Raw genomic sequence first — 6,565 nt, 5'->3', positions numbered from 1 at the left:
TGTAGCCGCCGGATTTTTGCCAATGTTCCCACTTTGATCACTCCTTGATCCCCCTGCCTAAAAGTTAAGCAGGGAACTGTATTCAAGGGGTCAAAATTCGATGAAAAAACTCAGATCAAAGGGGTCAAAATTACTCGAAAATCAACAGTGACCCCGATAGGTGCCTGATGGGGCAGGCGGGCCGGGCCAGTTAGGGGGCTTCCCTAATGCCGGACTTTTATTCTGACTTTTGGAGGGGATCGCGGTACTTCCCCTAGTGGGCCGGTTTTATTCTCAAATCCACTGTTATTTAGGTGTCAAAGCCACACCCAGCCTTGTTTTGAGTAATTTCCAAGGGCGTAGAAAGTTGTCACATATCCACTGTGCTACGAGAGGGGGGCAGCCGTGCTGCCATCTCCATCCCCTGGAGGTCTCCTAGTGTGGGACCCAATCCCGACCACGTAAGCGCCGTCCTTGTGGATGGCGGGCAGGACCACGGAGGTGACCCACTTCTGGAACGCCTTGGCTTCTGGCTTGCGGGATTTGAGGATTAGGGAATAGAGGCCGGACTCGTTGATGGCCGTGGCCCCACGGTTCGGCAAACCCGGATGCTGTCCGGCTAAGAGGACTTCCCGGTCGGCCTCATCCAAGGTGCGGCGGGTGTCCGACACATCGAGCCCAAGGGCATCGCACACATCCTTAGCGACAAACCACGGGGCACCTTCACGCATCACGGTGCGGAGGCTCAGGCCGGGGGCATACCGAAACCCTATCCGGAAAGTGCACACTTCGCCCCTCTGACAGCCGCGTCTCGATAGGGTATACCGAAAACAGTTGCTTTCCGTATGGATTCGCAGCATGATTGCACCATGACCAAAATCACCAAGCCGCTACGTGTCGCCCTCTATGCCCGTGTCTCCACTGACAAGCAAAGCACTGAGAACCAACTTATTGAGCTACGCCAGGCGGCAGAGCGGATGGGGTGGGCTGTGGCGGCAGAGTTCGTGGATCACGGCATCAGCGGTGCAAAGGGGCGCAAGGACAGGCCGCAGCTTGATGCGCTGCTCAAGGGCGTGGCCCGTAAGGACTTTGACGTGGTGGCGTCCTGGTCAGTGGATCGCTTGGGCAGGTCGCTGATTGACTTGGTGACCTTGCTTCAGGAACTCCATCACACGGGGGTTGACCTCTACTTGCACCAGCAGGGCATCAACACCACCTCTCCGGCAGGAAAAGCCCTATTCGGGATGATGGGCGTGTTCGCGGAGTTTGAGCGCGGGATGATTCAAGAGCGGGTCAAGGCCGGCATGGCACGGGCTAAGGCGAAAGGCACCAAGTCTGGTAACGCAATAGGCCGCCCTGGGGTTGGTGATGCCGTGGAGGGTCATATCCGGGCGCTACGTGCGGAGGGTCTAGGGATGCTCAAGATTGCCAAGCAAGCGGGGTGCGGGGTTTCCGTAGTTCAACGGGTGCTGGCGACTCCGGTACTATGACCTTATGGCGTCCCTGGGTGGCGCTGAGGCGTCCTCCCTATGCTCACTGAAGGCTTCGATCAAGCCGCCGCCCTGAAGGCCGCTGCGTGCCCCCGCTGTCATGCGATAGGGCTGGTGGAGATAGACCACGACACTTACACCGCTACGCCATCAAGCGACAAGCATCAAGCAGCGTTCCACATAGACCCGACCGTCCCCGCTAGGTGCCCCGCGTGTTCCCTGGTGATGGAATGGCCGGGGTGCCTTGAGGATTGACCTGGGAGATTTTCCCAGGGGGTGGCAGTGCGGGCCGGGTAGGGGGGAATCATTGCGCCCGTCTGTATCGAGGGGAGGCTCAGAGATTTCTACCAAAATATTTCACTCCATGTAGAACCTCCCCACCTTTTGGGCTGGCTTTTTAAACACCCTGGTTATTTGTACAGCTTTGGTCTATACTCCTACACCGCGAAATTATTCGCAGGGGGTGTCGTGATGGATATTGCATCGGATGCGGCTGGACCTACAGGGGGGCCGATTGAGGCCCCTAAATCATTTGAGGAGATGAGTGAGAGGACGGCCTTTCGAGCGCCGATTGATCCCCATCTACACAAAATAACTGATGTGCTCACGGAATACAGTTTTAATAGGCTGGTGCCTTGCGGGCTCAGCAGTTGCCGGACAGACCACCGCTATGGCTTCCTCGTTCGCACCGCGTCGGGGGTAGAAACAAACATCGGGAACGTGTGCGGTCGCAATCACTTTGGGGATGACTTTGTGACGGCCCAAAGCGTACACCGCAGGCAAGTAGCCCGCCGTGATGCACTGCGAACCATAGCCACACTCCGGCAACAAAAGGTTGCCATTGAGGCCCGCATTGCCACGATGGTCTCGGGGGATTTTGGTGTCAAGTGGATACGCAGAGTGCGGAAATTCCTTGAAGGCCGCTTGGGCGTCGAAGGAATGCGCTCGTTGGAGCGCCGGGCACGCTCCCAAGAATATCGCGTAGAGGTAGCGACAGAGTTAACTCATGATCAGATCACGGAAGAAGCCGCCCGTACAGGCCGCAAGCGGGATGAAGTACGTTACAAAACGGAGATGGTCGGAACGCTCGTACCCGTCCCATGGCTAATCTATGATTTCAAGGGCGTCCTCATAGATGGCCTTCAGGCGAAGCTGCAAGTGATCTGCGACGTTAATGAGGCGACAACAGAGACCCGCGTCCTTACGAAGCTACTTAAGCCGTTGGCTGGTCGGGAGAATGCTTTGGAACAGTCACAAGAGGCACTCAACCCAGGGCTTGCCGCACTTTCATCACAAAATCTTTTGCTGCTACTTAAGGCGGTCAAGCCATCTGCTCCAGGTAAGAAGGCCCCGGAATTGTCGGGTTGGGATAACACTAATGAGTACAGGCATTTACTCAAGGGTTCGCCGCTACCGTTGTGACACTGTGCAGGAATTTCCGGTGAAACCGCTTCGAGTTCGTAGGGCTAACAACTAAAGGGCCGCCGATGCCAACAGATTGGAATTTCCGGAATTTGGAACATCGAACCGAAATGCCGTTGCCAACAGTTGCGGAGTTACGGGTACTCGAAAAAGTACTTAACCGATGTGTCCACCGTACATGGACCAGAGAGCAAGACAGGGGCGGTTATCGCACCTCAGTGTGTGATGTTTGCGGGGCGTCTCTCCACATAGGCTTCGACAGGCAGGGCGCAGATTTCGAGCCCGACCCTGTAGTGAGCGATGCTGAGGTATGCGATATGTGGCTTAAAGAACTTCCGCGTCCTGCCAGGATGGAGGTCATGGCTACCTTTGTTTTTCGCGTGATTGAAAAAGCAGGGTGGCAGTGCTTGATATCTCAAAATGGAAATCGCTACTCTTGCTCCATGTCGAAGGGCTCGGAGCGGATTTCATCAGGGCAACAGGAGACTAAGAGTGAGGCGATTGTGGCCGCTGCTGCTCAAGTCGCGACGGGCAAGTTCCCGCGCTGATGCCGTAGTTAGGCCCTGACGTTGGCGTTCAGCAGGGGCTTGAGTGACGCGACAACTTCATTGGCTAGGCTGCGTCCCCCATCGGTAAGCAGCAGGGCTTTCGTTCGGCCATCTCTACCGAATCCAGCGGCAACAAGCATCTTTTTTTCTTTGCCGAGTTTCCCGAGTGCTTGGACGTGTCGTGAAGCAGATTGCAGGGTTGTTTGGGAGACTTCGGACAGGTCTGTGATGTTCATCCCAGGCTGCACCGCGATGTGAAGAAACGCGACCGCATGTTGCAATGGCATGTCCGGATTGGAACCCTTTAGCTTGTCCAGGACGCGGATGAGTTGTTGTAGCTGTGCGCGGTCCTGTCTGTTCATTTGCTGCAAGCCATTCGAGCCTCTGACGTTGGTGATGAGGGCTTCTAGCCTACCGTCATTCGGCCAATTTGCAAGTCATCGGATTTTGTGACAACTTACCGCGCCCTTGCTGCCGAGCCACCGCATTGGGTTCATGCGTTGTATGCTGTTGAGGCAACACACAAAGGGCTGTATGACCGATGGCATAGTCACTGCTGAGACTTGGTTTTCTACGAATGGCCGAATCAGTCGCGGCACCTTTCTTGTCCGCGCCGTAGTCCTTGGCGTCTGTTACGTGGGGTCGATTGCACTTGTTGCCAAGTCGGGCGGGCCTGTGGCGCTGGCTTGGGGGCTATCGACAGCGGCCTTTATCGTCTATGTGCTTCAAACCGTGAAGAGGGGGCATGACTTCGGCGTGAATGGTTGGACCTTCCTGCTTAGCATCGTGCCGGTGGTTAACGTCCTCTGGCTCCTGGTGTTGACCGGTGTGCCGGGAAGCCCAAAGGGCAACCGCTACGGACCCACGTTAGGGCTTCCTGAAGGTGGCCCTGAAGGGCTCCCGCCTGACCCCGTTGAGAGTGAGCGTCAGCGGGCGCGACTGGTGGCCTTGATGGCAGAGACCCGTTAGAGGACGGCGACTTGGCTCCGTGGGAGCTTGCAGAAGATGCCCTGAAAGCCGAACCCCCAGAGTTCTAAGGAGCCTTGGGCACGGCGACTAGCGAACCACCAGAACGGCTGGTCCTCAGGCCGCTGGATGTTGGTGTCGAATCTCCCGGCGATAACGGAAAAGTCCCTCAAGTCAATGAATTGAATGGTGAAGGCTACGGTGCGAAAGAGCATGAGGTGTCCGATAAAAGCCACTGCGAATTAGCAGTGATGGCGGATCATGCAGCGGGTCTTTGAAAAAGAAAATGCCAGCGGTGGAACGGTCGCGCACCTGTGAATATCTTGCGGGTGAGTCTCTCCCGGACGCGTGCCTTGTTTGGGCTATCATTCAACTCAATGCAACCGGACACACACCCGGACGCAGAGGCGGCGGGAATCGCGCTAAGTGATTGATTTATATGGAGTGTGAGGGTAGGGGGCCCGTCCCCCATCAGCCACCCCAGTATTTCAAGAAAAAAGCCCCTGCAAAGGGGCTTTTTCTTTGGGCGAAACGCAAGCGCGGTTCAGGCGCTCAGGGGGGCCAGGCCGGACAGGCGCCAGTATTCCCTGACTTCGTCAAGCCTGGCTTCGAAATCACGAAAGTCGAGCGGCTTGCTGACGTAGCTGTTGAGTCCGCCTTTCAGGGCCAGGATCACGTCGGATTGCTCGCTCGCCGAGGTCAGCATGACCACCGGGACAAAAAAAGTACGGGGGTCTTCGCGCATGCACTGCAGCACCTGCAGGCCGTTCATTTTGGGCAGACCGAGGTCCAGCAGCACGAGTTCAGGCTGTTCGTCGGGATTGCGGTCACTGTAGAGGCCCTGACAGAACAGGTAGTCCAGGGCTTCCTGGCCGTCGCGGGCCACCACGATGTGGTGGGAGTCCCCGTTTTGTTCGAGGATGGTCAGGGTCAGTTCAAGGTGGTCAGGATTGTCTTCCACCACCAGCATGGTTGGTATGCCCATTCGCTTCCCCGATTGCTAAGGAACTGTCAATATACCCCCAAAGTACGCGGGGTCACGGGAGGTATTACCTTGATTGCCGCACAAAAGTACCACGCCTTTTTTTTTCAGGGTTGCCTCGGGCGACCGGGTTGGGCTCGCCTCAGTTCACCATCACCAGTTTGCCCTTGACGCCGCGCGAGCCCATGTGGGCGTACGCCGCCTTGAGTTCGGCCATGGGCATGGTGCGGTCGATGACCGGCTTGATCTTCCCTTGTGCGTACCATTGGGCCAGTTCGGCCAGGGCGGCGGCGCTGGCCTTGGGTTCGTTCTTGGCAAAGCCGCCCCAGAACACGCCGACGATGGACGCGCCCTTGAGCAGGGTCAGGTTCAGCGGCAATGAGGGGATGGGGCCGGACGCAAAACCCACCACCAGGTAGCGGCCGCGCCAGGCAATGGAGCGAAAGGCCGGCTCGGCAAAATCACCGCCCACGGGGTCGTAAATCACGTCGGGGCCTTTGCCGTCGGTCAGGGTCTTGATGGCCTCGCGCAGGTTCTCGGTGCTGTAGTTGATGGTGGCATCGGCGCCTATGGATTTGCACAGCGCGCATTTTTCGTCGGTGGACGCGGCCGCAATCACCTTGGCGCCCATGGCCTTGGCGATCTGGATGGCCGAGGTGCCGACGCCGCCGGCCGCACCCAGCACCAGCACGGTTTCACCGGCCTTGAGCTGGGCGCGGTCCACCAGCGCGTGGTGCGAGGTCGCGTAAATCATGATGAAGGCCGCGGCGTCGACATACGGAAAACCGTCCGGCAGCGGCATGCACAGGGCCGCCGGTGCGATGGTGTGGGTGGCAAAACCACCGGTGCCTGACAGGCAGGCCACGTTCTGGCCGACCTTCAGGTGTTTGACGCCTTCACCGACAGCCTGCACGATGCCCGCGTATTCCGAGCCCGGCACAAATGGCAGTGGCGGCTTCATCTGGTACTTGTTCTGGACAATCAGCAGGTCGGGAAAATTCAGGCTGGCGGCCTTGATCTCGATCAGCACCTCGCCGGCCTTGGGCTCGGGCGTGGGCAGTTCTTTCCAGGTCAGGGCGTCAACGCCGGTGGGGTTTTCACATAGCCAGGCATGCATGGGGGAGTCTCCGTTGGGGATCAGGTGGACACATCATAGGCAGGTTGCGGGACCAAATAGA

At 57.8% G+C, this 6,565-nt stretch carries 7 protein-coding genes; 4 read left to right on the top strand and 3 right to left on the bottom strand.

Annotated features, from left to right (window positions below; translation table 11 throughout):
- Positions 1-848: 848 nt before the first annotated feature.
- The 3 genes from AAG813_RS14635 to AAG813_RS14625 all read left to right on the top strand — a co-directional run bounded on the left by AAG813_RS14635 (position 849) and on the right by AAG813_RS14625 (position 3,439).
- Positions 849-1,469, top strand: a complete 621-nt coding sequence (locus AAG813_RS14635) for a recombinase family protein (protein ID WP_341916351.1) — start codon at positions 849-851, stop codon at positions 1,467-1,469.
- A 471-nt stretch (positions 1,470-1,940) separates the two neighbouring features.
- Positions 1,941-2,891 carry a hypothetical protein gene (locus AAG813_RS14630; RefSeq protein WP_341916349.1) on the top strand — a complete coding sequence of 317 codons (951 nt, stop codon included), beginning with the start codon at positions 1,941-1,943 and terminating at the stop codon, positions 2,889-2,891.
- A 359-nt stretch (positions 2,892-3,250) separates the two neighbouring features.
- Positions 3,251-3,439, top strand: coding sequence for a hypothetical protein (locus tag AAG813_RS14625; RefSeq protein WP_341916347.1), 189 nt, complete (start codon positions 3,251-3,253; stop codon positions 3,437-3,439).
- Between the two features lie 8 nt (positions 3,440-3,447).
- Here AAG813_RS14625 and AAG813_RS14620 read toward each other — a convergent pair whose 3' ends face one another.
- A complete protein-coding gene (locus AAG813_RS14620) occupies positions 3,448-3,801 on the bottom strand; it encodes a MarR family winged helix-turn-helix transcriptional regulator (RefSeq protein ID WP_341916345.1) in 354 nt (117 codons plus the stop codon).
- A gap of 681 nt (positions 3,802-4,482) precedes the next feature.
- Here AAG813_RS14620 and AAG813_RS14615 point away from each other — a divergent pair.
- Entirely contained in the window at positions 4,483-4,683 is a 201-nt protein-coding gene (locus AAG813_RS14615; protein WP_341916344.1) for a hypothetical protein, read from the top strand.
- 266 nt (positions 4,684-4,949) lie between these two features.
- On the opposite strand, the gene AAG813_RS14610 is transcribed toward AAG813_RS14615, so the two are convergent.
- Both AAG813_RS14610 and AAG813_RS14605 read right to left on the bottom strand, forming a co-directional pair.
- Positions 4,950-5,390, bottom strand: coding sequence for a response regulator (locus tag AAG813_RS14610; protein WP_341916342.1), 441 nt, complete (start codon positions 5,388-5,390; stop codon positions 4,950-4,952).
- A gap of 139 nt (positions 5,391-5,529) precedes the next feature.
- Positions 5,530-6,504 (bottom strand): NADPH:quinone oxidoreductase family protein, encoded by a 975-nt coding sequence (locus AAG813_RS14605; RefSeq protein WP_096696235.1) that lies wholly within the window; start codon positions 6,502-6,504, stop codon positions 5,530-5,532.
- Positions 6,505-6,565 lie beyond the last annotated feature (61 nt).

It is taken from the genome of Polaromonas sp. YR568 (genome assembly GCF_943371715.1).
In the GTDB taxonomy this organism is placed as follows: Bacteria; Pseudomonadota; Gammaproteobacteria; order Burkholderiales; family Burkholderiaceae_C; genus Polaromonas.
The sequence above is the reverse complement of the archived record's forward strand: the minus strand, read 5'-3'. Positions and strand labels throughout refer to the sequence as shown.